The organism is Kitasatospora sp. NPDC004272 (assembly GCF_053603035.1).
This window is the reverse complement of sequence record NZ_JBSGET010000048.1, coordinates 26,998-50,875: the sequence shown is the minus strand read 5'-3', so window position 1 is coordinate 50,875 and position 23,878 is coordinate 26,998. Positions and strand designations below refer to the sequence as shown.

Genomic DNA, 23,878 nt, shown 5'->3' with positions numbered 1-23,878 from the left:
CGCCCGGTTACATTCCGAACCCGGAAGCTAAGCCTCACAGCGCCGATGGTACTGCAGGGGGGACCCTGTGGGAGAGTAGGACGCCGCCGAACAATTCTTCAATAGGCCGAGGCCCCAGCGATTCGCTGGGGCCTCGGCCTTTTTTGTTGGGCATCAACCGGACATCCGTACGGCCGGCGGACGGTGCGACGGGGTCACCCGGACGCGGTGTCCTGCCGGATGCCGGACAATGGACAAGGCGGACGTTCCGGACCCCGGTGGGGCTGGAGGTGTCCGGATCTCGCGCTGGTGTCGTGGAACGGCAGTGGCGCCTCTCGAACTCGCAGTGTGCAGACAGGAGTCACCAGCATGTCGAACCCGCCCCAGGACCGGCCCGAGCGCCGTAACGACGGCGGCCGGGGGTACGAGCCCAGGTCGAGCGGGGGCTGGTCGAACGACCGTGGCCCTCGTCGTGACGACCGTGGCGAAGGCGGCGGCTACCGGGGTCGTGACGACCGCGGTGACCGCGGCGGCGACCGCGGGGGCTTCCGCTCGCGTGACGACCGCCCGTCGTACGGCGGCGGTGGCGGCGGTGGGTACCGCGGCAACCGTGACGACCGTCCGCAGGGCGGCGGTGGCGGTGGCTACCGTCCGCGCGAGGACCGTCCGTCGTACGGCGGTGGCGGCGGCGGCGGTTACCGCTCGCGTGACGACCGCCCGCAGGGCGGGGACCGCGGTGGCTTCCGTCGGGACGACCGTCCGCAGGGCGGTGGTTACCGGGGCAACCGGGACGACCGTCCGCAGGGCGGTGGTTACCGGGGCAACCGGGATGACCGTCCGCAGGGTGGCGGGTTCCGGGGTCGGGACGACCGTCCGCAGGGTGGTGGCTACCGTCCGCGTGAGGAGCGTTCGTTCGACGACCGGCCGCAGCGCAGTGGTGGCTTCGAGCGCCGGGATGACCGTCCGCAGGGTGGTGGCTACCGGGGCAACCGGGACGACCGTCCGCAGGGTGGCGACCGTGGTGGGTTCCGTCCGCGCGAGGACCGTCCGTCGTACGGGCGTGACCGCGACGACCGTCCGCAGCGCAGTGGCGGCTTCGAGCGCCGCGACGACCGTCCGCAGGGTGGTGGCTACCGGGGCAACCGGGACGACCGTCCGCAGGGCGGCGACCGTGGTGGGTTCCGTCCGCGCGAGGACCGCCCGCAGGGTGGGTTCGAGCGTCGGGACGACCGGGGTGGTTACCGGGGCAACCGGGATGACCGTCCGCAGGGTGGCGGGTTCCGGGGCCGTGACGACCGTCCGCAGGGTGGTGGCTACCGTCCGCGTGAGGAGCGTTCGTTCGACGACCGGCCGCAGCGCAGTGGTGGCTTCGAGCGCCGTGACGACCGTCCGCAGGGTGGTGGCTACCGGGGCAACCGGGACGACCGTCCGCAGGGTGGCGACCGTGGTGGGTTCCGTCCGCGCGAGGACCGCCCGTCGTACGGGCGTGACCGCGACGACCGTCCGCAGCGCAGTGGCGGCTTCGAGCGCCGCGACGACCGTCCGCAGGGTGGTGGCTACCGGGGCAACCGGGACGACCGTCCGCAGGGCGGCGGGTTCCGGGGCCGGGACGACCGTCCGCAGCGCAGTGGCGGGTTCGAGCGCCGTGACGACCGGGGCGGCTACCGCGGTGGGCGGGACGACCGGGGCGACCGTGGTGGCTTCCGGGGCGGGCGGGACGACCGGCCGCGCGGGGGCGGGTACGACCGCGGTGACCGCGGCGGGTACGACGAGCGGCGTCAGGAGCCGGTGAAGCGGCTGCCGATCCCGGACGACGTGACCGGCTTCGAGATCGACGCGGACGTCAAGCAGGACCTGAAGAGCCTGCCGAAGACGCTGGCGGACGACGTGGCGCGCAACCTGGTGATGGTGGCGCGGCTGCTCGACAGCGAGCCGGAGGAGGCCTACAACTACTCGCGGGTCGCGCTGCGGCTGGCGTCGCGGGTGGCGAGCGTGCGCGAGGCGGCCGGGTTCGCCTCGTACATGACGCAGCGGTACTCCGAGGCGCTGACCGAGTTCCGGGCGGCGAAGCGGATGACCGGGCGGGTCGACCTGTGGCCGGTGATGGCGGACTGCGAGCGCGGTCTGGGCCGGCCGGAGCGGGCGCTGGCGATGGCCGGCGAGCCCGAGGTGAAGCAGCTGGACAAGGCCGGTCAGGTCGAGATGCGGCTGGTCGCGGCGGGTGCCCGGGCCGACCTGGAGCAGTTCGACGCCGCCGTGGTGACGCTGCAGAGCCCCGAGCTGGCGTCCTCGGCGATCCACCCCTGGACGGCGCGGCTGCGCTACGGGTACGCGGACGCGCTGATCGCGGCGGGTCGGGCGGACGAGGCCCGGGAGTGGTTCGTGAAGGCCGTGGAGGCGGACACGGACGGCTCGACCAACGCGGCCGAGCGGCTGGCGGAGATCGACGGCGTGGAGTTCACCGACGCGCTGGACGAGGACGCCGAGGTCGAGGACGAGGGCGCGGAGGCCGTGGAGCCGGTGCGCCGTCAGATCGACAAGGACGACGTCGGCGACGACCGGATGATCTTCGAGGACGAAGAGGACGTCGAGGAGTTCTACGACGAGGACGACCTGGAGATCGACGAGGACTACGACGAGGACTCGTTCAAGGAGCAGGAGCAGCCGAAGCAGGGCTGACGCGCGCCGGTAGGAAGTGACGCGGGAGGGCCCCTCCGCCAGTGCGGCGGAGGGGCCCTCCCGCGTTCCGGGTCGGGGTGCGGCGCGCTACGGGCGGCGGGTGCGCGGGCCGCCGTACTGCTCGTCGGTGACGGGCTCCGCCCAGGTGGTCTCGGGGGTGCCGTCGTCGGTGGTCTCCCACAGGGCGACGTGTTCCATGAAGCGGTCGGGGGCGGCGCCGTGCCAGTGCTCCTCCCCGGGCGGGCAGCTGACCGTCTCGCCGGGGCGGGCCTCGAAGAGGGTGCCGTCCCGGGTGCCGATCAGGGCGGTGCCGGAGACGACGTGGAGGGTCTGGCCGACGGCGTGGGCGTGCCAGTGGGTACGGGCGCCGGGGGCGAAGCGGACCAGGTTGGCGCGCAGGCGGGAGGGGGCCCGGCCGGCGGCGATGACGTCCCACCAGACGTCGCCGGTGAACCAGTCGCCGGGGGCCTTGTCGGTGGGCCGGGGCTGGACGAATTCCATGGGTGCGGTCTCCTTCGGGGGCTCCGGGGGCGGGTGCGCGGCGGTCAGGGGGTGAGGAGGGTCTTGATCGCGCGGCGTTCGTCCATCGCCCGGTAGCCCTCGGCGACCCGGTCGAGGGGCAGGGCGAGGTCGAAGACCCGGCCGGGGTCGATCCGGCCGGACAGGACGCGCTCGATCAGGTCGGGCAGGTAGCGGCGGACGGGGGCGGGGCCGCCGCGCAGGCCGACGTGGGAGAAGAACAGCTCCTGGCCGTCCACGGTGACGCCGTGCGGGACGCCGACGAAGCCGACGCTGCCGCCGGGGCGGGCGGAGTGCAGGGCCTGGGCCATGGACTGGGCGGTGCCGACGCACTCCAGGACGCTGTCGGCGCCGATGCCGCCGGTCAGCTCCTTGATCCGGGCGACGCCGTCCTCGCCGCGCTCGGCGACGACGTCGGTGGCGCCGAAGGCCCGGGCGAGCTCCTGCCGGGACGCGTGGCGGGACATCGCGATGATCCGCTCGGCGCCCAGCTCCTTGGCGGCGATCACCGCGCACAGGCCGACCGCGCCGTCCCCGACGACGACGGCGGTGGAGCCGGGGCGGACCCGGGCGGCGTCGGCGGCCCACCAGCCGGTGCCCATCACGTCCGAGTTCGCCAGCAGGCCCGGCCAGAGCGACTCGTCCGGCACCTCGTCGAGGGCGACCAGGGTGCCGGCGGCGTTGGGGACGCGCACGTACTCGGCCTGGCAGGTGGACATGAACTCGCGGTGCAGGCAGTTCGACTGGAAGCCGTTCAGGCAGTTCGGGCAGGTGTTGTCGGAGGTGGCGAACGAGCCGACCACGAACTGGCCCGGTCGCAGGCCGGTGACCGCGGAGCCGACCTCCTCGACGAAGCCGACGTACTCGTGGCCCATCGGGTGCGGGTCGCCGATCGGCTCCGCGCCCCGGTAGGGCCACAGGTCGGAGCCGCACACGCAGGTCACGGCGGTGCGGATGACCGCGTCGGTGGGGTGGAGGACCTTCGGGTCGTCCAGGGTCTCGAACCGGACGTCGCCGGGGGCGTGGATCACTGCGCCGCGCATCAGAGGGCTTCCTTCGCGTTCCGGGAGGGGAGGGGGTGGCGGACCGCGGGTCGCGGGGCGCCACGTGATCCAGGGAACCCGCTCCCGGACCCGGCAGCGAGTCACCGGTGAGGGGTGTACCGCGGGTGCACCCCTCCCGGGCCCGCCGACCCGTACCGTCGGAGGCGTGGACAACAGCCAGGAGGTCCGCGAGTTCCTCACCTCGCGGCGCGCGAAGATCACCCCCGAGCGGGCGGGCATGCCCGCCGGCCCCCGCCGCCGGGTGCCCGGCCTGCGCCGCAGCGAGGTCGCCGCGCTCGCGGACCTGAGCGTCGAGTACTACGCCAAGCTGGAGCGCGGCAACCTGGCCGGCGCCTCGCCCGCCGTCCTGGAGGCCCTCGCCCGGGCCCTGCAGCTCGACGACGCCGAACGCGCCCACCTGCTGAACCTCGCCCGGGCCGCCGACGGCTCCGACGCGCTCGCCCGCCCGCGCCGCCGGGCCGCCCGGCCGTGGACGGCGCACCCCGCCCTGCAGTGGACGCTGGACGCCGTCACCGGCGGGCCCGCGTTCGTCCGCAACGGCCGGATGGACCTGCTCGCCGCCAACCAGCTCGCCCGCGGCTTCTACGCCGGGGTGTACGACGACCCGGGCCACCGCGGCAACCTCGCCCGCTACCAGTTCCTCGACCCCGGATCCCGGAGCTTCTACCCGGACTGGGAGCGGGCCGCCGACATCACCGTCGCGATGCTGCGCACCGAGGCCGGCCGCGACCCGCACGACAAGGACCTGCACGACCTGGTCGGTGAACTCTCCACCCGCAGCGACGAGTTCCGCACCCGCTGGGGCGCCCACGACGTCCGCCACCACGGCACCGGCACCAAGCGCTTCCACCACCCGGTGGTGGGCGACCTCACCCTCGCCTACGAGGGCATGGAGCTGACCGCCGCGCCCGGCCTGGCCCTCACCGTCTACACCGCCGAACCCGGCTCCCCCTCCGAACAGGCCCTGCGCCTGCTCGCGAGCTGGGCCGCCACCCGGGAGGCCGCGGACCGCCCGCAGGAGCCCGCGGCGGGCTGACCGCGGCCCGCGCCCCCGGCGGGGCGGGTCAGCCGAGTTCGAGGGAGCGCAGGACCAGCCCGGTGGCCGGTTTGGGGCCGAAGGAGGTCGACTTGCGGGGCATGGTGACGCCCTGCTCGGCGAGCCGGCGCACCACGCGCTCCTCGACGGGGTGCAGCAGGACGGCGGTGCCGCCGGTGCGGGCGGCCTCGCGGACGGCGGCCTCGGCGGAGTGCAGGTAGCCGATGTGCTCGGGGCTGTCGGGGACGTGCCAGGTGCGGTCGAGCAGGACGGCGTGCAGGACGGTGGCGTCCAGGCGGCGCCACTCCTCGGGGCGGTCGGTGCGGACGGCGGCGGCGAGGGTGGCCTCGTCAGGGCCGGTGAGCAGGTGGAAACGGCCGTCGCCGGCGGTGAGGACGAAGGAGTTGCCGGGGGAGCGGTGCGCCTCGGCGAGGGCGTGCAGGGCGTCGGGGAGGGTGCCGGGCAGGGCGGTGAGCCGCCAGGCGGCGGGGTCGAGGGCGGTGAGCGCGGCGTCGAGCGGGAGGCGCTGCAGGACGCGGTGGATGGCGCGGACCCGCAGCGGGTAGCGGTCGGTGTCGACCAGCAGGACCAGGCCGCGGTCCCACGGGCTGCGGGGCAGGTGGCGGTGCTCGCGCTGCAGCCGCAGGTACATCTCCCAGCGGTGGTGGCCGTCGGCGATCAGGGCGCGGCAGGTGGCCAGGTCGCGGGTGACGGCGGCCAGGTCGGCGGGGTCGGTGACGGCCCACAGACGGTGGCGGGTGCCGTCGCTGGTGGTGGTGGCGAGCAGCGGTCCGGTGCCGGCGGTGCGCTCGACGACCTCGGCGGCGCGGCCGTGGCCGCGGTAGGTGAGCAGCAGCGGTTCGAGGTTGGCGCGGGTGGTGCGCATCAGGCCGACCCGGTCGGCGACCGGCTTGGGCATGACGTCCTCGTGCGGGAGGACGACGCCCGCCTCGGGGCCGCTGACGGCGAGGGCGCCGATCAGGCCGCGCTGGAGGGTGCCGGAGGGGGTGCGCTGCTCGTAGACGTACAGGGCGGGGTGCGGGTCGGCGGTCAGGACGCCCTGCCGGCGCCAGTCGCGGAGCAGCCGGGCGGCGTGCCGGTAGCGGGTGTCGCGGTCGGGGCGGTCGCCGGCGTCCTCGGGTTCGGGGCGGGGGAGGATCAGCCGGACGATGTTGTGCGGGTCGGCGGTCTCCAGGTCCAGGCGCCGTCCGGGGTCGACCACGTCGTACGGCGGGGAGGTGACCGCGGCCAGGTCGCCGACCCGGTGCGGGTCGTAGCGCAGGCCGCGGAACGGGGACAGGGACAGCCCTGCGGTGGCGACGTGCCCGGGGTCTCCGGGGCCGCCCGAGGGCTCGTTGCCGGTTTCGGCACGAGGGGCGCTCATTCTGGGCATGTTAGCCGGGTAGTCCTTGTTGGGAGATCGCGACGAAGGCGGACGTCCGGATCAAGGGCTGGGCGAGCGGGATGAGCGGGAAGCGGGGTAGGCGCGGATGGGACAGCTGGAGCACGGGGACGGCAACGGCAACGGCGGCGGGGTGCCCGGCGGCGGGGTGTACGACTGGTACCGGCGCGGGGTGCGGCTGCTGGAGGAGAAGCACCCGGCGGCGGCGGTGCAGCTGCTGGCGCGGGCGGCGGAGGCGGAGCCGGGCTCGGGGTCGATCCGGGAGGCGCTGGCCCGGGCGCAGTTCGACGCGGGGCAGTACGGGCAGGCGCTGGCGAGCTTCCGGGCGGTGGCGGAGGCCGACCCGTCGGACGACTACGCGCAGTTCGGGTGGGGGGTGTCGGCGGCCCGGCTGGGCGACTTCGAGACCTCGGCGGAGCACCTGGCGCTGGCGGTGGCGATGCAGCCCGGCAACCGGCACTACCAGGCGGCGCTGCGGCAGACCCGGGCGACGCTGGCGGCCCGGGCGGGGGCGTACGGCCCGCTGCTGCCGGGGGCGCCCGGGTACCTGGCTCCGCCGGAGGACCCGGCCGCGCCATAGGGTGGCGGGTGTTCGGTTCGGTTCGAGGTGACGAGGGTGGAGCAGCGATGACGGAGAACGCCGCGGCGGTGCGGAGCGTGCCGGGGGCCAGCGCGGAGGCGCTGACGGAGGCGTACGACACGGCGCTGCTGGACCTGGACGGCGTGGTGTACGCCGGGCCGCACGCGATCGGGCACGCGGTGGAGTCGCTGGACCGGGCCCGGGCGGCCGGGATGCGGCTGGCGTACGTCACCAACAACGCGTCGCGGCCGCCGCGGGTGGTGGCGGAGCACCTGACCGAGCTGGGCGTGCCGGCCGACCCGGCGGACGTGATCAACTCGGCGCAGGCGGCGGCGCGGCTGGTGTCGGAGAAGGTGCCGGCCGGGTCGCGGGTGCTGGTGATCGGCGGGGCGGGCCTGCTGGAGGCGCTGGAGGAGCGCGGGCTGGTGCCGGTGCGCTCGCTGGAGGACGACCCGGCGGCGGTGGTGCAGGGCTACGACCCGTCGGTGGGCTGGGCGGACCTGGCGGAGGCCTCGTACGCGGTGGGCCGCGGGCTGCCGTGGGTGGCCTCGAACACGGACCTGTCGATCCCGACCGCGCGCGGCATCGCCCCGGGCAACGGAACGCTGGTGGCGGCGGTGCGGGCGGCGACCGGCGTGGAGCCGGAGGTGGCGGGCAAGCCGCTGCCGCCGATGCACCGGGAGACGGTGCTGCGGACGGGCGCGAAGCGTCCGCTGGTGGTCGGCGACCGGCTGGACACCGACATCGAGGGCGCGTTCAACGGCGGGGTGGACTCGCTGCTGGTGTTCACCGGCATCGCCACCCCGGAGCAGGTGCTCGCCGCCCCGGTGCGGCACCGTCCGACGTACCTGGCGCAGGACCTGCGGGGCCTGCTGGAGCCGCAGCCCGAGGTGGCGGCGCTGGGCGGCGGCCGGTTCGGCTGCGGCGGCTGGACGGCGGGCGCGGACGGCGGCGTGCTGGTGCTGGACGGCGCGGGCGGCCGGATCGACGCGCTGCGGGCGCTGTGCGCGGCGGCCTGGACCTGGGCGGACGCGAACGGCGCGGCGCCGGAGTCGGCGAAGGCCCTGGCGGGCCTGCCCGCGGCGGCCTGACGGCCGGGGTGCCCCCCCCGGCAGGCGTACTGACGCACCGTCAGGCGCTCGGGGTACGGTGCGCCCGTCGGATTCCGGGGAGGGGGAGCCGTGCGCAGTGGGCGGGGCCGGGTGTCGGCGGCGGCCGGGGGTGCGGTGCTGCTGGTGCTGCTGGCGTGCGGATCGGACGGCCGTCCGGCGCCGGCGGGGGAGCGGTCGGCGGTGCCGGGGCCGCCGCTCCGGGTCGGTGAGCTGGACGGCGATCCGCTGTTCGCCTGGTGGTCGGCGGACGGCGAGCGCTGCCTGGGGTCGCGCGCCAAGGGGCCGAGCAGCTGCCGGGCCCCCGGCTCCGAGCCGCCGGTGGCGGGCCGGCTGGCGCGGGTCGCCGCCGGCTGGGTGGCCGGGGACCGCTGGGAGCTGCTGGTCGTCACGGACCGGGAGCGGGTGACGGGCGTGTCCGGCGGGCCGGAGCGGCCGCGCCTGTTCGCGATGGACGTCGACCTGCTGGCGGGCGGCGCGCGCCGGTACTACCTGCTGGCGGGCGGGCCCGTCCCGGCGGGCCCGCTGGTGGTCGAGGTGGTTCGGGACGACGGCACGGCGGGCACCGACGTGCTGCGGGGGCAGGAGGCGGTGCTGCCGCCGGGGCCGGGGGCCGCTCCCGGCTGACCGGGGCGTCGGATGCTCGGTGTACGGTGCGTCCGACTGGGCACGGGGGGTCGGGGGACGCGGTGCGGGGTTTTCGGGGGAGGGCCGCGGCGGTGGCCGCGGGGTGCGGCGTGCTGCTGGCTGGCGGGGTCGGCTGCACCTCGGACGGGCCGCCGGCGGCGGTGCGCCCGTCCGGGGCGGTGCACTCGTCCCCGGGGGGCGGCACGCCCGCGGCGGGTTCGGCGCCGGTGGCGGCGGTCGACGGCTCGTCGGTGTTCGGGAAGCCGGCCCGGGAGCACGCCGCGGCGATGCTGGCGCAGGTCGAGCAGGCGGTGGACACCCGTTCGGGCACCCTCTCGGTCGCCCACTACGGGGAGAAGACCGGCTACCTCACCTGGACGCGCACCGACGGGACGTGGTGCCTGGGCGTGGCGGAGCGGACCGGGCGGTCGACGGACTGCGTCGACACGGAGTACCACCCGCACCGGGAGCAGCCGTCGCTCGGGTACACCGTCAGCGACCCGAGCGGCGACGGCTGGCTGCTGCTGGTCGACGCGGACGGGGAGGACCTGGTCGGCGTCGAGTGCGGGGGCGCGGCGCTGGAGGTGGTGCGGGTCGCCGGGGTGCGGGTGGACGGCGAGCCGCGCACGTACTACCTGGTGCTCTCGGACGGGCAGTTGACCGGCGACCCGGTCGCCCGGGTGCGCCGGGGCGGGGAGGTGGCGGTCGAGCCGCTGCCGAAGGACGACGATCCGGTCGCGGGGCTGCCGACGCGGTCCTGCTGAGTGGCGCGGTGGGCTCAGAGCAGGGTGCGCAGGCGCAGCAGGTCGCGGAAGCCCGCGTCGAGCTTGAGGCGGCCGGTGGCCCAGGCGGTCGGGAAGGACAGCCGGCCGTCGACCAGGGCCACCAGGTCGTCGCCGGTGGTGGTGAGCCTGATGTCGGCCTTGGTGGCGGGCGGGCCGGGGGCGTCGGTGATGCCGGTCAGCCGCCCGTCGGCGAGCCGGCCGGTGAAGGTCAGGTCGAGGTCGGTGAGGTGGCAGCTCAGGGAGCGGTCGAGGGCGGCGGCCTTGCGGATGTCGCCGCCGGCGGCCGCCAGGTTGCGGCTGAGCTGCTCCAGGGCGGTGCGGCACTCCTCGGTGGTGGCCATCTGCGCTCGCTCCCTCGGTGGTCGTCCGGCGCTCCACGCTAGCGCAGCACCGCACGGCGGCGGCCGGGAACGGGTAGCGTCGGTGCGGGCGGTCCGGTGTGGGCAGTCGGTGCGCAGAGGAGGCGGACGGATGCTGCAGGACGCGGTGCGGGGTGTGCGGGGCGTGCTGGTGGTGGCGGGCGAGCTGGTCGAGGAGGCCGGCCGCCGGGTGCTGGACACGGCCGGCGGGCTGCTCCAGCAGGGCGGTGAACTCCCGCCCGGGGTCGAGCAGTTGCGGGTGCTCGCCGGGGAGGTGGTGACGGCCGGCCGGGCCGGGGTCGACCTGGTGGCCGGGGTGGCCCGGGGCGAGGTGGAGCGGGTCTTCGAGAAGGTCGGGGACCAGGTGGTGAGGGTCGGCGTGGTGCTGAGCTTCCTGGAGTCGAAGCTGCGGGAGGTGGAGGAGGAGCCGGAGGCCGGCGGGACGGCGGCGCAGGAGCCGGTGGACGAGGAGCCGGTGGTCCGTCCGGCGGCACGGGCCCAGGGCCTGTTCGACGCGGGCTGGGACGCGGAGCCGGAGGCCGCCCCGGTCGCCCCGGCGGAGGCGGCGGACGGGGAGGGCGCGGCGGTGGCCAGGGGCCGGAAGGCGACGGCGCGCAAGGCGGCCGCCCGCAAGCAGGCGGCCGGTTCGGCGTCGGGCGTGAAGAAGGCCGCGGCGCGCCGGGCTCCGGCGGACGCCCGCGCGGCGGACGGCGGCCCGGTGGACGGCGGCCCGGCGGACGGCGGCGCCCCGGCGGGCCCGCGGCGGGCTCCGGCCCGCAAGGCGGCGGCCCGGAAGGGCGCGGCGGCCAAGCAGGCGGCGGCGAAGCGCTCGGTGCCGCGCAAGGCGGCCGCCCCGGCGGGCGGGGAACCGGCCGTGACGCCGCGGACGGTGGCGAAGAAGGCGGCCGCGAAGAAGGCCCCGGCGAAGCGGGCGGCGGCGGAGGAGCCCGTCGTGCGGCCGCCCGCGGGGGAGGCGGCGGCCGGGGCGCTCGCGGACGCGGTGCCGGGCGCGCCGCTGCCCGCGAAGAAGGCCGGCGCGAAGAGGGCGCCCGCGAGGAAGCCGGCGACGGGGGAGTCGGGGCCGCTCTCGCCCGCCGAGGGCGCGGCGGTGGTGGCGTCCGCGAGCGGGCGGCCGCCCGCGAAGAAGGCCCCCGCGAAGAAGGCCCCGGCGAAGAAGACCCCGGCGAAGCAGGCGGCGACCGAGCAGGCTCCGGCGCAGCAGGCCCCCGCCGGGCGGGCTCCGGCCGGTGAGGCCCCCGCGGAGAAGGCCCCGGCCCGCAAGGCCGCCGCGAAGCGCGCGTCCGCCGAGCCCGGTGCCGCGCCGCGGGCGGGTGACGGCGGTGAGTGAGGACGTCGTCCGTACGGGCGTCCCCGAGGTGGACGGGGTGCTGGCCCGGCTGGGGGAGCCGGACGGGGCGGGGGCGGAGCAGTGGGTCGGGGTGTACGAAGATGTCCATGCGCGGCTCGCCGCGACCCTCGCGGCGCTGGACCGCGGGTAGGGACCGTCCGATGTGGGAGCTGACGTAGCAGTGGCAGTGGCACGACGCCGTCTGGACGCGGAGCTGGTGCGCCGCAAGCTGGCCCGTTCGCGGGAGCACGCGAGCGAGCTGATCGCGGCGGGCCGGGTGACGGTGGGCGGGACGGTGGCGACGAAGCCCGCGACGCAGGTGGAGACCGCGGCGGCGGTGGTGGTCGCCAAGGACGACGCGGACCCGGACTACGTCTCGCGCGGCGGCCACAAGCTGGCGGGCGCGTTCGCGGCGTTCGGGCCGCAGGGCCTGGTGGTCGAGGGCCGCCGGGCGCTGGACGCGGGCGCCTCCACCGGCGGGTTCACCGACGTGCTGCTGCGCGCGGGCGCCGCGCACGTGCTGGCGGTGGACGTCGGCTACGGGCAGCTGGCCTGGTCGCTGCAGAGCGACGCCCGGGTGACGGTGATGGACCGCACCAACGTGCGAGAGCTGACCCCGGAGCTGATCGGCGGCGAGCCGGTGGACCTGGTGGTGGGCGACCTGTCGTTCATCTCACTGGGCCTGGTGCTGCCCGCGCTGGCCCGCTGCGCCGCGCCGGAGGCGGACCTGGTGCTGATGGTGAAGCCGCAGTTCGAGATCGGCAAGGACCGCCTGGGCTCGGGCGGGGTGGTGCGTTCGCCGCAGCTGCGGGCCGAGACGATCCGGCAGGTCGCCGGGCAGGCGTGGGAGTCCGGGCTGGGCGTGCGGGCGGTGGCGGCGTCGCCGCTGCCGGGGCCGTCGGGCAACGTGGAGTACTTCCTGTGGCTGCGCCGCGACGCGGAGCCGCTGGATCCGGCGGCGGCGGACCGGGCCGTGGCCGAGGGGCCCCAGTAGGGTACTTGGCAGGCGTCCGGGCGTTGCGCAGACTGGCAGGTCGTGGCCGGGCCGTGGTGGCCCGGCGGGCGTAGGGAGAGGGCAGCGGGGAATGAGCGATCGTCGTACGGTCTTCCTGATCGCGCACACCGGCCGGGAGGCGGCCCTGCGCAGCGTGGAGGGCCTGGTGGACGGCCTGCTGCGGGCGGGGATCCGGATCCGGCTGCTGGAGGCGGAGGCGGTGGGCCTGGACCTGCCGGACGGGGTGGAGCTGGTGCCCGGCGGGCAGGGCGCGGCGGACGGCTGCGAGCTGATCCTGGTCGCGGGCGGGGACGGCACGCTGCTGCGCGGCGCCGAACTGGCCCGCGAGTCGGGGCTGCCGATGCTCGGGATCAACCTGGGCCGGGTCGGGTTCCTCGCCGAGGCGGAACGCGACGACCTGGCGACGGTGGTGGAGCGGGTGGTGGCCGCCGACTACGAGGTCGAGGAGCGGATGACCATCGACGTGCTGGTGCGCACCAACGGTGACGTGCTGCACGAGGACTGGGCGCTGAACGAGGCCTCGGTGGAGAAGGCGTCCCGGGAGCGACTGCTGGAGGTGGTCACCGAGGTGGACGGCCGCCCGGTGTCGAACTTCGGCTGCGACGGGGTGGTGCTGTCCACGCCGACCGGCTCCACCGCGTACGCGTTCTCCGGCGGCGGCCCGGTGGTGTGGCCGGAGGTGGAGGCGCTGCTGATGGTGCCGATCAGCGCGCACGCGCTGTTCGCCCGCCCGCTGGTGACCTCGCCGGACTCGGTGCTGGCGGTGGAGGTGCAGCCGAAGACCCAGCACGGGGTGCTGTGGTGCGACGGCCGCCGCTCGGCCGAACTCCCGGCCGGCGCCCGGGTGGAGGTCCGCCGGGGCAAGACCCCGGTGCGGCTGGCCCGGCTGCACCGGGCCCCGTTCACGGACCGGCTGGTGGCCAAGTTCGCGCTGCCGGTGACGGGGTGGCGCGGGCGCTCGGACAACTGCTGACGCCGGGGCGCGGCCGCCGGCCGGACGGGGCGGCCCCGGACGGGGGTTGACGTCCGCTCAGAGCGCGGCGGGCACCGGGTCCTCGCCCGCGAGGCGCTCGGTGCGGGACAGTTCGGCGGCCTCGGCGATCCGGCGCAGGGCCTCGGGGACGCGGGCGGCGGGCAGGGTCAGCGGCAGCCGCAGGTGCTCCTCGAAGGCGCCGTCGATGCCGAAGCGGGCGCCGGAGGCGATCCGGACCCCGGTCCGCTCGCCCGCCCGGGCCAGGGCGCCGGCCGGCAGGCCGGGGGTGGCGGCCCACAGGGCGAGGCCGCCGGAGGGCAGGGTGAAGCGCCAGCCGGGGAAGTGCCGGGGCAGCTCGCGGGCGAACGCCCCGGCGGTGGCCCGCAGCCGCGCGTGCCGGTCGGCCCGGACGGCGGGCAGGTGCTCGGCCAGCAGCCGGGCCGCGATCAGCTGCTCCAGGACGGGCGTGCCCAGGTCGTACAGCGCCCGGTCGGCGGCCAGCCGCCGGACCAGGGACGGCTGGGCGCGCAGCCAGCCGATCCGCAGGCCGGGCCAGAGGATCTTCCCGGCCGAGCCGACGGTGATCACCTGGGCGTCCCGGTCGAGCGCGGCCAGCGGCCGGGGCAGGTCGCGCTCCGCGACGCCCCAGCCGAGCTCGGCGCAGGTCTCGTCGGCGATCACGGTGGTGCCGGCCGCCCGGGCGTGGGCCAGCAGGGCGCGGCGCTGCTCCTCGTCGACCAGCGCACCGGTGGGGTTCTGGAAGTCGGGGATGACCGAGGCCAGCCGGGGGGCGGCGCCGCGCAGCACCCGCTGCCACTGCGCCAGGTCCCAGCCGGTGCGGCCGGCCGCGTCCTCGGCCAGCGGGACGGGCACCAGGCGGGCGCCGGCCTTCTCCAGGGCGCGCAGCGTGTTGGCGTAGCTGGGCGCCTCGACGGCGACCCGGTCGCCGCGCGACAGCAGCGCCTGGTGGGCCAGGTGCAGGGCGCTCATCGCCCCGGTGGTGACCAGCACCTGCTCGGGGCCGGTGGGCAGGCCGCGCTCGGTGTAGCGGCGGGCGACGGCCTCGCGCAGCACCGGCAGCCCGGTCGGGTAGTTGCCGTGCCCGCCGGCGTACGCGGGCAGCTGGGCGAGGGCGTGCGCGGCGGCCTCGGCCAGCTGCTCGGGGGCGGTGGGCGCGGCCAGGCCCAGGTCGAGGACGGCCCCCTGCTCGGGGGAGACCGGGTGCAGCGCGTCGCCGGGCGGGGCGGTGCCCGCCGGCAGGGCCGTCCAGGAGCCGGCGCCGCGCCGCGAGCGCAGGTAGCCGTCCGCGCGCAGCGCCTCGTACGCGGCGGCGACGGTGGTGCGGGAGAGGTTCAGCTCGGCGGCGAGTTCGCGCTCGGCGGGCAGCCGGGTGCCGACCGGGAGGCGGCCGTCGACGACCAGCCGGGAGACCTGGGCGGCCAGCGCCCGGTAGGCGGGGCGGCGGCCGTCCGGGGCGGGCAGCTGCCGGGCGAGGGCGTGCGGGGTGAGCGTGCTGTGCCACTCGGACATCGCGGATCGGTCCACCTGGTGCGGATTGGCCCTTTCGGGACGCGTTTTGGACTCCCCATAGTGGCCTGCAGTGCCGGAGAACGGCAAGCACCACACCGAGAAGAGGTCCACCCGATGGCGGCCACCCTGCCCCTGACCACCGCTCCGCTCCGCACCGGACTGCCCCGCCGCTTCGCCCAGCTCGCCGTCGGCCTGGTGCTGTACGGCGTCTCGATGGGCCTGGTGCTGCGCTCCTCGCTCGGCGGCAACCCGTGGGACGTCTTCCACCAGGGCCTGGCCCGGCACGTCCGCCTCAGCGTCGGCACCTGGGTGACGCTGGTCGGCGCGCTGGTCCTGCTGCTGTGGATCCCGCTGCGCCAGAAGCCCGGCATCGGCACCGTCGGCAACGTGCTGGTCCTCGGCGTCGCCATGGACGCCACCCTCTCCGCCGTCCCGCACCCGCACGCCCTCGCCGTCCGCGTCCCGCTGCTCGCCACCGGCATCCTCCTGAACGCCCTCGCCTCCGGCCTGTACATCGGCGCCCGCCTCGGCCCCGGCCCCCGCGACGGCCTGATGACCGGCCTGCACCGGCGCACCGGCCGTTCCGTCCGGCTGATCCGCACCTGCATCGAGTTGACCGTCCTGACCGCCGGCATCGCCCTCGGCGGCACCTTCGGCATCGGGACGATCGCCTACGCGCTGGCCATCGGCCCGCTGGTGCAGTTCTTCCTGCCGCGCCTGACCGTCCCCGCGTAGGGGAGCGGAATCAGGGGCCCGGGGAACGGCGGGTCCGTGCTGCTGACGGCCGGAGCCCATCGGGGGTTCGTGCTGCTGCGTGTGGTAACGGAACCGGAAGCCGGTGCGCGCTCCGGCAGTGAACCTCTCGCAGACCCGTGCCCGCCGTTCCCCGAGCCCCTGAACGCCCACCCCCGCACCGCCACTCAGGGGTGAAACGGGGGCGGTCGTCGCAAAGCGACGGTGGAACCTCGTAAGGTCGTCTCCGTGTTGGACGAGATGCGGATACGGGATCTGGGTGTCATCGACGATGCGGTGGTCGAGCTCGCCCCCGGCTTCACCGCCGTCACGGGCGAGACCGGTGCGGGCAAGACCATGGTGGTGACCAGCCTGGGCCTGCTGCTCGGCGGCCGGGCCGACCCGGCGCTGGTGCGCAACGGCTCCGAACGGGCCGTGGTGGAGGGGCGCTTGACGCTGGACCCGGCTTCGCCGGTGGTGGCGCGGGCGCTGGAGGCGGGCGCGGAGCTGGACGACGGCGAGCTGCTGGTCAGCCGCACCGTCTCGGCCGAGGGCCGCTCCCGGGCGCACGTCGGCGGCCGCTCGGTGCCGGTCGGCCTCCTCGCCGAGCTCGGCGAGGACCTGATCGCGGTGCACGGCCAGACCGACCAGCAGCGGCTGCTGCGCCCGTCCCGGCAGCGCGGCGCGCTGGACCGGTACGCGGGCGAGGCCGTCGCCGAGCCGCTGGCCCGCTACCGGGAGGTGTACCGGGAGCTGCGGCAGGTCTCGGCGACGCTGGAGGAGCTGACCACCCGGGCCCGGGAGCGGGCCCAGGAGGCGGACCTGCTGCGCTTCGGCCTGGAGGAGGTCGCCGCCGCCGAGCCGGTCGCCGGGGAGGACGCCGAGCTGGCCGTGGAGGCCGAGCGGCTCGGCCACGCCGACGCGCTGTCCTCCGCCGCGACGCTCGCGCACGCCGCCCTCGCGGGCGACCCGGCCGACCCGGAGGCGGTGGACGCGGGCACCCTGCTCGCCCAGGCCCGCCGGGCCGTCGACGCGGTGCGCCACCACGACGAGCGCCTGGCGGCCCTGGCCGACCGGCTCGGCGAGTGCGGCTACCTGCTGGCCGACGTGGCCGGCGACCTCGCCGGGTACGCCGACGACCTGGACGCCGACCCGGTCCGGCTGGCCGCCGTCGAGGAGCGCCGCAGCGTGCTGGCCCACCTGGTGCGCAAGTACGCGGGCGCGGAGGGCACCCTGGCCGAGGTGACCGCCTGGGCCGAGACCGGTTCGGTGCGGCTGCTGGAACTGGACGGCGACGACGAGCGGATCGACGAACTCGGCGCCCGGGAGACCGAGTTGCGGGCCCGGCTGGCCGACCTGGCGGCCGAGGTCTCGCAGGCCCGGCACGCCGCCGCCGACAAGTTCGCCGCCGCGGTCTCCGACGAGCTCGCCGAACTCGCCATGCCGCACGCCCGGGTGACGTTCGCGATCAGCCAGCTCGACGACCTGGCGGGCATCGAACTGGAGGGCCGCAGCGTCTCCTACGGCCCGCACGGCGTCGACGAGGTCGAGGTGCTGCTCGCCCCGCACCCCGGCGCGCAGCCCCGCCCGATCGCCAAGGGCGCCTCCGGCGGCGAGCTGTCGCGGGTGATGCTGGCCGTCGAGGTGGTGTTCGCGGGCGCCGACCCCGTCCCCACCTACCTGTTCGACGAGGTCGACGCGGGCGTCGGCGGCAAGGCGGCGGTCGAGATCGGCCGCCGGCTGGCCAAACTCGCCCGCAGCGCCCAGGTCGTGGTGGTCACCCACCTCCCGCAGGTCGCCGCGTTCGCGGACCGGCACCTGGTGGTGGAGAAGACCAACGACGGCACCGTCACCCGCAGCGGCGTGAAGACCCTCAACGACGAGGAGCGGGTGCGCGAACTGTCCCGGATGCTCGCCGGGTTGGAGGACTCCGAGCTCGGCCGGGCCCACGCGGAGGAGCTGCTGGAGGCCGCCCGCACCGCCCGGGCCCGCTGACCCGGGGAAGCGGCCGGCACCGCCGCGGGCGACGCGCCAGCGGCGGTGCCGACTGTCCAAGAGGCGGACCGACCTGGCATCGTGGCGAGCGGACACCAGCTGACAACGAGTCGGAGCGAGACAGACGTGGACCATTCCGCCGCCCGGGCCGCCGCGGCCCCCCAGTTGCACGCGGTGCTCGTCCTCTCCGCCGCGACCGGCGGCATCGGCGCCCACGTGCGGTCCCTGACCGGCGGGCTGGTCGCGCACGGCGTCTCGGTCACGGTCTGCGCCCCCGAGGGCACCGACCGGCTGTTCGGGTTCTCCGCGGCGGGCGCCCGGCTGCACGCCGTCGACATCACCCCGACCTCCGGCGCCCGCAGCGACGCCACCGCGATCGGCGAGCTGCGCCGCGCCTTCACCGGCGCCGACGTCGTGCACGCCCACGGCCTGCGGGCCGGCCTGCTCTCCGACCTGGCGCTGCGCACCGCCGGGCGCTTCCCCGGCATCCGCCCGGAGACCCCGCTGGTGGTCACCTCGCACCACGCGCTGCTCACCACCGGGCTCGACCGCCGCCTGCAGCGCCTGATGGAGCGCCGGGTGGTGCGGGCCGCCGACCTGGTCCTGGGCGCCTCCTCCGACCTGGTCGCCCGGGCCCGCGAACTGGGCGCCACCGACGCCCGGCTGGGCCCGGTCGCGGCCCCGCCGATGCCGCCCGGCACCCTCGACCGGGAGACCGCCCGCAAGGCGCTGCCCGGTGGGGACGACGGCCGCCCGGTGGTGCTGGCGATCGGCCGGCTCGTCCCGCAGAAGTGCTTCGGGCTGCTGCTCGACGCGGTGCCGCGGTTCGCGGCGCCGGGCGCCCCGGCGCCGCGGGTGCTGCTGGCCGGGGACGGCCCCGAGCGGCCGGGCCTGCGCGAGCGGGTCGCCGCGGAGCAGCTGCCCGTCGAACTGCTCGGCTACCGCACCGACATCCCCGACCTGCTGGCCGCCGCCGACCTGGTGGTGCTCTCCTCCCGCTGGGAGGCCCGTTCGCTGGTCGCCCAGGAGGCGATGCGGGCCGGCGTCCCGGTGGTGGCCACCGCGGTCGGCGGGGTGCCCGAACTGGTCGGCGACGCCGCCGTGCTGGTCCCGTTCGCCGACCCGCGGGCGCTCGGCTCGGCCGTCCGCGGGCTGCTCGCCGACCCGGAGCGCCGCGCCGCGCTGGCCGCCGCCGGCCGGGCCCAGGCCCGCACCTGGCCGGACGAGGCGGCGACCGTCGCCCAGGTGCTGTCCATCTACGACGAGCTGGTGCAGCGGGCGAACTGAGCCCGCCTCAGCCCGAGGACAGGTTGAGGCCGCCCGCCGCGGTCAGCCGCAGCGCGGTGTCGATCAGCGGGACGTGGCTGAACGCCTGCGGGAAGTTGCCCACCTGGCGGCGGGCCCGCGGGTCCCACTCCTCGGCCAGCAGGCCGACGTCGTTGCGCAGCGCCAGCAGCCGTTCGAACAGCTCGCGGGCCTCGCCGACCCGGCCGATCATCGCCAGGTCGTCGGCCAGCCAGAACGAGCAGGCCAGGAACGCCCCCTCGTGCCCGGAGAGCCCGTCCACGTTCACGGAGTTGCTGCCGTCCAAGTCGCCGTGGGTCGGGTAGCGCAGCACGAAGCCGTCCTCGGTGGACAGTTCGCGCTGGATCGCCTCGATGGTGCCGATGACCCGCTTGTCGTCCGGCGGCAGGAAGCCGACCTGCGGGATCAGCAGCAGCGAGGCGTCCAGCTCCTGGCCGCCGTAGTACTGGGTGAAGGTGTTGCGCTGCGGGTCGTAGCCGCGGGCGCACACGTCGGCGTGGATCTCGGCGCGCAGCGCCGTCCAGCGCTCGACCAGGTCGGCGGGCGGATCCTCGGCCTGCGCCAGCAGCTTGAGGGTGCGGTCGACGGCGACCCAGGCCATCACCTTGGAGTGCACGAAGTGCCGGCGCGGCCCGCGGACCTCCCAGATGCCCTCGTCCGGGTTGCGCCAGTGCTCCTCCAGGTACTCGATCAGGCGCAGTTGCAACTGGTGGGCGTGGTCGTGCCGGGACAGGCCGGACATGGTGGCCAGGTGCAGCGCCTCGACGACCTCGCCGTACACGTCGAGCTGGAGCTGCCCGGCGGCGCCGTTGCCGACCCGGACCGGGCGGGAGCCCTCGTAGCCGGGCAGCCAGTCGAGCTCGGACTCGGTGAGCTCGCGCTCCCCGGCGATGCCGTACATGATCTGCAGGTTCTCCGGGTCGCCGGCCACCGCGCGCAGCAGCCACTCGCGCCAGGCCCGGGCCTCCTCGCGGTAGCCGGTGCGCAGCAGCGAGGAGAGCGTGATCGCGGCGTCGCGCAGCCAGGTGTAGCGGTAGTCCCAGTTGCGCTCGCCGCCGAGGTCCTCGGGCAGCGAGGTGGTGGGGGCGGCGACGATGCCGCCGGTGGGGGCGTAGGTGAGCGCCTTGAGGGTGATCAGCGAGCGGACCACGGCCTCCCGGTAGGGGCCCTGGTAGGTGCACTGCGCGACCCAGTCGCGCCAGAACCGCTCGGTGGAGGCGAGCGCGCCCTCGGCGTCCGGCGGGGCCGGGGCCGGTTCGTGCGACGCCTTCCAGGTCAGGCCGAAGGCGATCCGCTCGCCCGCGGTGACGGTGAAGTCCGCGTACGTGGTCAGGTCGCGCCCGTAGGTCTCGGCCCGGCCGTCCAGCCACACCGAGTCCGGTCCGGCCACGGCGACGGTGCGCTGGCCGACCTCGGGGTGCTCGATCCGGTGCACCCAGGGGACGATCCGGCCGTAGCTGAAGCGCATCCGCACCGCCGAGCGCATCCGGACGGTGCCGGCCAGGCCCTCGACGATCCGGATCATCTGCGGCACGTCGGGCGTGCCGAGCAGGTGGCGCGGGGGCATGAAGTCGATCACCCGGACGGTGCCGTCCTGGGTGTCCCACTCCTGCTCCAGGACCAGCGAGTCGCCCCGGTAGCGGCGCCGGTCGCAGGGCAGTGCGGGCGCGGCGGCGGTGACCGGCGGGACGCGCAGCTCCCCGGTGTCGACCAGGGCCGAACGGGGTTCGGGGGCGGGGGACGGCGCTTCGACCGGGGTGGCCGGGCCGATCCGCCAGAATCCGTGCTCGTCGGTGCCCAGCAGCCCGGCGAACACCGCGGGGGAGTCGAAGCGGGGCAGGCACAGCCAGTCGACCGCGCCGTCCCGGCTGACCAGCGCGGCGGTCTGCATGTCCCCGATCAGCGCGTAGTCCTCGATGCGACCGGCCATGGTTCTCCGTTCCGTGCGGGCCCCGCGGCGGACGGGCGCGCACGGGTCGGGCGGGGCTGCCCCGGGCGGAGGCGCCTCGGGCGGGGTTGTCGACGTTTGAGCAGAATACGTGGGTTCGGGTGGTTCGGTCGTGCGCACGCGCCCCCGGCGCCTGCCCGCGCGCGCCGCGCGCCATGCCGGGAAACCCCCGTCCGAGCAGCCCCGACGCGCCGTCCGGCGGCCCCGGCCGGGGCCGGTCCACCCGGACGCGGGCGAGCAGTCGCCGGGGCACTGATACGCTGGTATCCCGTGGAACTGGTGGGAACGAGGGCCGGGAGCCCCTCCACCGGCGTCACCCTCCGACACGCGACCCACGGGAGCCCCCTCTTGGCACAGCCCCATTCCGGCAAGTCGGCCAACGGCCGTGCCGTGACGACCAAGCACCTCTTCGTCACCGGGGGTGTCGCCTCTTCGCTCGGCAAGGGGCTCACCGCCTCCAGCCTCGGCGCCCTGCTGAAGGCCCGCGGCCTGCGGGTGACGATGCAGAAGCTCGACCCGTACCTCAACGTGGACCCGGGCACCATGAACCCGTTCCAGCACGGTGAGGTCTTCGTCACCGACGACGGCGCCGAGACCGACCTCGACATCGGCCACTACGAGCGCTTCCTCGACACCAACCTGCACGGTTCGGCGAACGTCACCACCGGCCAGGTCTACTCCACCGTGATCGCCAAGGAGCGGCGCGGCGAGTACCTCGGCGACACCGTCCAGGTCATCCCGCACATCACCAACGAGATCAAGTCCCGGATCCGCCGGATGGCGACCGAGGACGTCGACGTGGTCATCACCGAGGTCGGCGGCACCGTCGGCGACATCGAGTCGCTGCCGTTCCTGGAGGCCGTCCGCCAGGTCCGCCACGAGGTCGGCCGGGACAACGTCTTCTTCGTGCACGTCTCGCTGCTGCCGTACATCGGCCCGTCCGGCGAGCTGAAGACCAAGCCCACCCAGCACTCGGTGGCCGCGCTGCGCAACATCGGCATCCAGCCCGACGCGATCGTGCTGCGCGCCGACCGCGAGGTGCCGCAGGCCATCAAGCGCAAGATCTCGCTGATGTGCGACGTCGACGAGGAGGCCGTGGTCGCCGCGATCGACGCCAAGTCGATCTACGACATCCCCAAGGTGCTGCACGGCGAGGGCCTGGACGCGTACGTGGTGCGCCGCCTGGACCTGCCGTTCCGCGACGTGGACTGGACGGTCTGGGACGACCTGCTGCGCCGCGTCCACGAGCCCCAGCACGAGGTCAAGGTCGCCCTGGTCGGCAAGTACATCGACCTGCCGGACGCCTACCTCTCGGTCACCGAGGCGCTGCGGGCGGGCGGCTTCGCCAACAACGCCCGGGTCCAGATCAAGTGGGTCGCCTCGGACGACTGCGTCACCCCCGAGGGCGCGCAGCAGCAGCTCGGCGACGTGGACGCGGTCTGCATCCCCGGCGGCTTCGGCGACCGCGGCGTGGACGGCAAGGTCGCCGCGATCACCTACGCCCGCGAGAACAAGGTGCCGCTGCTCGGCCTGTGCCTGGGCCTGCAGTGCGTGGTCATCGAGGCCGCCCGCAACCTGGCCGGCCTGCCCGAGGCGAACTCCACCGAGTTCGACGCCGCGGCGAAGTACCCGGTCATCTCCACGATGGCCGAGCAGCTGGCCATCGTCGACGGCAAGGGCGACCTGGGCGGCACCATGCGCCTGGGCCTGTACCCGGCGAAGCTCGCCGAGGGCTCCATCGTGCGCGAGGTGTACGGCGGCGAGCAGTACGTCGAGGAGCGCCACCGCCACCGCTACGAGGTCAACAACGCCTACCGCGCCGACCTGGAGAAGACCGGCCTGCAGTTCTCCGGCCTCTCCCCCAAGGGCGACCTGGTCGAGTACGTCGAGTACCCGCGCGAGGTCCACCCCTACCTGGTCGCCACCCAGGCCCACCCCGAGCTGAAGTCCCGCCCGACCCGCCCGCACCCGCTGTTCGCGGGCCTGGTCGCGGCGGCGATCGACCGCAAGGTCGGCTGAGCGGCCCGCTGAAGCGACCGAACGCCCGTCGGGATCCTCCCGGCGGGCGCTTCGGCGTGTCGCGGGGCGGGCGTCCGGTAGATTGTGTCTATCTGACGAGAAGGGGTGGTGCCCGGTGGCCGGGATTCACGACGTGGCCGAGGAGTGGGACGTCCGGGACGGGAGCACGCCCTTCCGGGGCAAGGTGACCGGCGTGCGCAGCGAGCAGGTCCTGATGCCGGACGGGAAGTGGGCCCAGCGCGACTACCAGCTGCACCCCGGCTCGGTCGCGGTGCTCGCCCTCGACGAGGACGGCCGGGTGCTGACCCTGCGCCAGTACCGCCACCCCGTCCGGCACCGGCTCTGGGAGCTGCCGGCGGGGCTGCTCGACGTGCCCGGCGAGAACCCGCTGCACGCGGCGCAGCGGGAGCTCTTCGAGGAGGCCCACTGCAAGGCCGAGCACTGGCGCGTCCTGGTCGACTTCTTCACCTCCCCCGGCGGCAGCGACGAGGCGGTGCGGATCTTCCTCGCGACCGGGCTGTCCGAGGCGGACGGCGAACGCTACGAGGCGCACGGCGAGGAGCTGGAGATCGAGGCGGCCTGGGTGCCCCGCGAGGAACTGGTCCGGCTGATCCTGGCCGGCGACCTCCACAACCCGACCCTGGTCACCGGCGTCCTCGCCCTGAGCGCGACCGGCGGGGACCTGGACGCGCTCCGGCCCGCGGACGCGCCGTGGCCGGCCCGGCCGTACTGAGCAACGGGCGGGACGCGCCCCTGTCGGTGCGCTCCCCGGTGGCACGCTTTCTCGCTCTGCCAGTTGCGCCAGCAAGGTGATTCGGCTGTTGGTCGTACCGGGGCGCATCGGCGGGGCGGGGTGGGCGAACTACGCTTCGCG

General features: G+C 75.9%; 22 protein-coding genes and 1 rRNA gene. 17 read left to right on the top strand and 6 right to left on the bottom strand.

All coding sequences use genetic code 11. The features are described 5' to 3' along the window. The 3 genes from rrf to ACWEO5_RS17040 form a co-directional block, all read left to right on the top strand. A 5S ribosomal RNA gene (gene rrf / locus ACWEO5_RS17050) occupies nt 1-92 on the top strand; the annotation flags it as partial. A 347-nt stretch (nt 93-439) separates the two neighbouring features. Continuing rightward, a complete protein-coding gene (locus ACWEO5_RS17045; RefSeq protein WP_452163118.1) occupies nt 440-1,771 on the top strand; it encodes a hypothetical protein in 1,332 nt (443 codons plus the stop codon). Then, entirely contained in the window at nt 1,768-2,658 is an 891-nt protein-coding gene (locus ACWEO5_RS17040; protein WP_344557978.1) for a tetratricopeptide repeat protein, read from the top strand. The genes ACWEO5_RS17045 and ACWEO5_RS17040 overlap by 4 nt, the downstream gene beginning before the upstream one ends. An 87-nt stretch (nt 2,659-2,745) precedes the next feature. On the opposite strand, the gene ACWEO5_RS17035 is transcribed toward ACWEO5_RS17040, so the two are convergent. Further along, the gene (locus tag ACWEO5_RS17035; RefSeq protein WP_452163117.1) at nt 2,746-3,159 is read right to left on the bottom strand and encodes a (R)-mandelonitrile lyase; all 414 of its coding nucleotides are present in this window, start codon (nt 3,157-3,159) and stop codon (nt 2,746-2,748) included. A 44-nt stretch (nt 3,160-3,203) separates the two neighbouring features. Beyond that, nucleotides 3,204-4,220, bottom strand: a complete 1,017-nt coding sequence (locus tag ACWEO5_RS17030) for a zinc-dependent alcohol dehydrogenase family protein (RefSeq protein WP_452163116.1) — start codon at nt 4,218-4,220, stop codon at nt 3,204-3,206. A gap of 166 nt (nt 4,221-4,386) precedes the next feature. On the opposite strand from ACWEO5_RS17030, the gene ACWEO5_RS17025 reads away from it, so the two are divergent. Continuing rightward, entirely contained in the window at nt 4,387-5,277 is an 891-nt protein-coding gene (locus ACWEO5_RS17025; protein WP_452163115.1) for a helix-turn-helix transcriptional regulator, read from the top strand. 28 nt (nt 5,278-5,305) lie between these two features. On the opposite strand, the gene ACWEO5_RS17020 is transcribed toward ACWEO5_RS17025, so the two are convergent. Further along, entirely contained in the window at nt 5,306-6,661 is a 1,356-nt protein-coding gene (locus ACWEO5_RS17020) for a DUF1015 family protein (RefSeq protein WP_452163114.1), read from the bottom strand. 106 nt (nt 6,662-6,767) lie between these two features. On the opposite strand from ACWEO5_RS17020, the gene ACWEO5_RS17015 reads away from it, so the two are divergent. The 4 genes from ACWEO5_RS17015 (at nt 6,768) to ACWEO5_RS17000 (ending at nt 9,759) form a co-directional block, all read left to right on the top strand. Next, on the top strand, nt 6,768-7,259 hold the full coding sequence (locus ACWEO5_RS17015; RefSeq protein WP_452163113.1) for a tetratricopeptide repeat protein: 492 nt from the start codon (nt 6,768-6,770) through the stop codon (nt 7,257-7,259). Between the two features lie 47 nt (nt 7,260-7,306). Then, the gene (locus ACWEO5_RS17010) at nt 7,307-8,350 is read left to right on the top strand and encodes an HAD-IIA family hydrolase (protein WP_344557936.1); all 1,044 of its coding nucleotides are present in this window, start codon (nt 7,307-7,309) and stop codon (nt 8,348-8,350) included. Nucleotides 8,351-8,440: 90 nt separating this feature from the next. Then, nucleotides 8,441-8,995 carry a hypothetical protein gene (locus tag ACWEO5_RS17005; RefSeq protein ID WP_452163112.1) on the top strand — a complete coding sequence of 185 codons (555 nt, stop codon included), beginning with the start codon at nt 8,441-8,443 and terminating at the stop codon, nt 8,993-8,995. A 110-nt stretch (nt 8,996-9,105) separates the two neighbouring features. Next, complete coding sequence (locus ACWEO5_RS17000; RefSeq protein ID WP_452163111.1) at nt 9,106-9,759, top strand: hypothetical protein; 654 nt, start codon at nt 9,106-9,108, stop codon at nt 9,757-9,759. Nucleotides 9,760-9,773: 14 nt separating this feature from the next. Here ACWEO5_RS17000 and ACWEO5_RS16995 read toward each other — a convergent pair whose 3' ends face one another. After that, complete coding sequence (locus tag ACWEO5_RS16995) at nt 9,774-10,121, bottom strand: SCP2 sterol-binding domain-containing protein (protein ID WP_452163110.1); 348 nt, start codon at nt 10,119-10,121, stop codon at nt 9,774-9,776. 130 nt (nt 10,122-10,251) lie between these two features. Between ACWEO5_RS16995 and ACWEO5_RS16990 the strand changes: the two genes are divergently transcribed. From ACWEO5_RS16990 to ACWEO5_RS16975, 4 genes are all read left to right on the top strand, one after another. After that, entirely contained in the window at nt 10,252-11,487 is a 1,236-nt protein-coding gene (locus tag ACWEO5_RS16990; protein ID WP_452163109.1) for a hypothetical protein, read from the top strand. Next, nucleotides 11,480-11,638 (top strand): hypothetical protein, encoded by a 159-nt coding sequence (locus ACWEO5_RS16985; protein ID WP_452163108.1) that lies wholly within the window; start codon nt 11,480-11,482, stop codon nt 11,636-11,638. Before ACWEO5_RS16990 ends, ACWEO5_RS16985 begins: the two co-directional genes overlap by 8 nt. A 36-nt stretch (nt 11,639-11,674) precedes the next feature. Next, the gene (locus tag ACWEO5_RS16980; RefSeq protein WP_452163107.1) at nt 11,675-12,481 is read left to right on the top strand and encodes a TlyA family RNA methyltransferase; all 807 of its coding nucleotides are present in this window, start codon (nt 11,675-11,677) and stop codon (nt 12,479-12,481) included. A 91-nt stretch (nt 12,482-12,572) separates the two neighbouring features. Further along, the gene (locus ACWEO5_RS16975) at nt 12,573-13,475 is read left to right on the top strand and encodes an NAD kinase (protein WP_452163106.1); all 903 of its coding nucleotides are present in this window, start codon (nt 12,573-12,575) and stop codon (nt 13,473-13,475) included. Nucleotides 13,476-13,532: 57 nt separating this feature from the next. On the opposite strand, the gene yczR is transcribed toward ACWEO5_RS16975, so the two are convergent. Then, nucleotides 13,533-15,005 carry a MocR-like transcription factor YczR gene (gene yczR / locus ACWEO5_RS16970; RefSeq protein WP_452163105.1) on the bottom strand — a complete coding sequence of 491 codons (1,473 nt, stop codon included), beginning with the start codon at nt 15,003-15,005 and terminating at the stop codon, nt 13,533-13,535. 114 nt (nt 15,006-15,119) lie between these two features. Between yczR and yczE the strand changes: the two genes are divergently transcribed. The 3 genes from yczE to ACWEO5_RS16955 all read left to right on the top strand — a co-directional run bounded on the left by yczE (nt 15,120) and on the right by ACWEO5_RS16955 (nt 19,019). Continuing rightward, nucleotides 15,120-15,740, top strand: coding sequence for a membrane protein YczE (yczE, locus tag ACWEO5_RS16965; RefSeq protein WP_452163104.1), 621 nt, complete (start codon nt 15,120-15,122; stop codon nt 15,738-15,740). A 258-nt stretch (nt 15,741-15,998) separates the two neighbouring features. Beyond that, a complete protein-coding gene (gene recN, locus ACWEO5_RS16960) occupies nt 15,999-17,732 on the top strand; it encodes a DNA repair protein RecN (RefSeq protein WP_452163121.1) in 1,734 nt (577 codons plus the stop codon). Between the two features lie 126 nt (nt 17,733-17,858). Next, a complete protein-coding gene (locus ACWEO5_RS16955) occupies nt 17,859-19,019 on the top strand; it encodes a glycosyltransferase family 4 protein (RefSeq protein WP_452163103.1) in 1,161 nt (386 codons plus the stop codon). Nucleotides 19,020-19,026: 7 nt separating this feature from the next. Here the strand turns inward: ACWEO5_RS16955 and ACWEO5_RS16950 are convergent, their stop codons facing one another. Continuing rightward, nucleotides 19,027-20,967 carry a glycoside hydrolase family 15 protein gene (locus ACWEO5_RS16950; RefSeq protein ID WP_452163102.1) on the bottom strand — a complete coding sequence of 647 codons (1,941 nt, stop codon included), beginning with the start codon at nt 20,965-20,967 and terminating at the stop codon, nt 19,027-19,029. Nucleotides 20,968-21,333: 366 nt separating this feature from the next. Here ACWEO5_RS16950 and ACWEO5_RS16945 point away from each other — a divergent pair, with 366 nt between their 5' ends. Together ACWEO5_RS16945 and ACWEO5_RS16940 are read left to right on the top strand one after the other, a co-directional pair. Then, nucleotides 21,334-23,004 (top strand): CTP synthase, encoded by a 1,671-nt coding sequence (locus ACWEO5_RS16945; RefSeq protein ID WP_452163101.1) that lies wholly within the window; start codon nt 21,334-21,336, stop codon nt 23,002-23,004. Nucleotides 23,005-23,119: 115 nt separating this feature from the next. Then, nucleotides 23,120-23,737 (top strand): NUDIX domain-containing protein, encoded by a 618-nt coding sequence (locus ACWEO5_RS16940; protein ID WP_452163100.1) that lies wholly within the window; start codon nt 23,120-23,122, stop codon nt 23,735-23,737. Nucleotides 23,738-23,878 lie beyond the last annotated feature (141 nt).

Bases quoted from the DNA above. Each gene is read 5' to 3' on its own strand.
- ACWEO5_RS17010 (WP_344557936.1), top strand. From the start codon at position 7,307: ATGACGGAGAACGCCGCGGCGGTGCGGAGCGTGCCGGGGGCCAGCGCG.
- recN (WP_452163121.1), top strand. From the start codon at position 15,999: ATGCGGATACGGGATCTGGGTGTCATCGACGATGCGGTGGTCGAGCTC.
- yczR (WP_452163105.1), bottom strand. From the start codon at position 15,005: ATGTCCGAGTGGCACAGCACGCTCACCCCGCACGCCCTCGCCCGGCAG.
- ACWEO5_RS17020 (WP_452163114.1), bottom strand. From the start codon at position 6,661: ATGAGCGCCCCTCGTGCCGAAACCGGCAACGAGCCCTCGGGCGGCCCC.
- ACWEO5_RS16995 (WP_452163110.1), bottom strand. From the start codon at position 10,121: ATGGCCACCACCGAGGAGTGCCGCACCGCCCTGGAGCAGCTCAGCCGC.
- yczE (WP_452163104.1), top strand. From the start codon at position 15,120: ATGGCGGCCACCCTGCCCCTGACCACCGCTCCGCTCCGCACCGGACTG.
- ACWEO5_RS16950 (WP_452163102.1), bottom strand. From the start codon at position 20,967: ATGGCCGGTCGCATCGAGGACTACGCGCTGATCGGGGACATGCAGACC.
- ACWEO5_RS16975 (WP_452163106.1), top strand. From the start codon at position 12,573: ATGAGCGATCGTCGTACGGTCTTCCTGATCGCGCACACCGGCCGGGAG.
- ACWEO5_RS17015 (WP_452163113.1), top strand. From the start codon at position 6,768: ATGGGACAGCTGGAGCACGGGGACGGCAACGGCAACGGCGGCGGGGTG.
- ACWEO5_RS17035 (WP_452163117.1), bottom strand. From the start codon at position 3,159: ATGGAATTCGTCCAGCCCCGGCCCACCGACAAGGCCCCCGGCGACTGG.
- ACWEO5_RS17030 (WP_452163116.1), bottom strand. From the start codon at position 4,220: ATGCGCGGCGCAGTGATCCACGCCCCCGGCGACGTCCGGTTCGAGACC.
- ACWEO5_RS16990 (WP_452163109.1), top strand. From the start codon at position 10,252: ATGCTGCAGGACGCGGTGCGGGGTGTGCGGGGCGTGCTGGTGGTGGCG.